General features: G+C 69.2%; 1 protein-coding gene. It reads right to left on the bottom strand.

Annotated elements, in window-relative coordinates; translation table 11 throughout:
• Positions 1 to 777, bottom strand: a 777-nt coding sequence (locus CTZ28_RS46370; protein ID WP_472926685.1) for a transketolase family protein, incomplete at both ends; no start/stop codon positions are given.

Genomic DNA, 777 nt, shown 5'->3' with positions numbered 1-777 from the left:
CCAGGCGATGATGGAGCGCATCGCGATGAACGACGGCCTGTCGGTGACCTGTTTGGCGGCTTCGATGGCGGTGTGGAGGGCGTGGGGGTCGAGGTCGCCGTCGGGTTTGGGGGTGATGCGCTGGACGTGCCAGCCGTAGGCCTCGTAGCGCTTGGGGGTGTCTTCGGAGACGGCGGTCTCGGTGTCGCCCTCGATGGAGATGTGGTTGTCGTCCCACAGGAGGATGAGGTTGCCGAGTTGCTGGTGGCCGGCGAGGGAGGAGGCTTCGGCGGAGACGCCTTCCTGGAGGCAGCCGTCGCCGGCGATGACGTAGATGTGGTGGTCGAAGGGGGAGGCGCCGTGGGGGGTGTCGGGGTCGAACAGGCCGCGTTCGTAGCGGGCGGCCATGGCCATGCCGACGGCGTTGGCGATGCCTTGGCCGAGGGGTCCGGTGGTGGTCTCGACGCCCTTGGTGTGGCCGTATTCGGGGTGGCCGGGGGTTCGGGAGCCGTGGGTGCGGAAGGCTTCGAGGTCGGTGAGTTCGAGTCCGAAGCCGGCGAGGTAGAGCTGGGTGTAGAGGGTCAGGGAGGAGTGGCCGGCGGACAGGACGAAGCGGTCGCGGGCGACCCAGTCGGGGTCGGCGGGGTCGTGGCGCATCACCTTCTGGAAGAGGGTGTAGGCGGCCGGTGCCAGGCTCATCGCCGTACCGGGATGGCCGTTGCCGACCTTCTGTACGGCATCGGCGGCCAGGACGCGCGCGGTGTCCACCGCCCGCTGATCCAACTCGGTCCACTCGAG

The sequence above is a fragment of the Streptomyces shenzhenensis genome, from assembly GCF_003688995.1.
Taxonomy (GTDB): domain Bacteria; phylum Actinomycetota; class Actinomycetes; order Streptomycetales; family Streptomycetaceae; genus Streptomyces; species Streptomyces shenzhenensis_A.
This window is presented reverse-complemented; position numbering and strand designations above follow the sequence as displayed.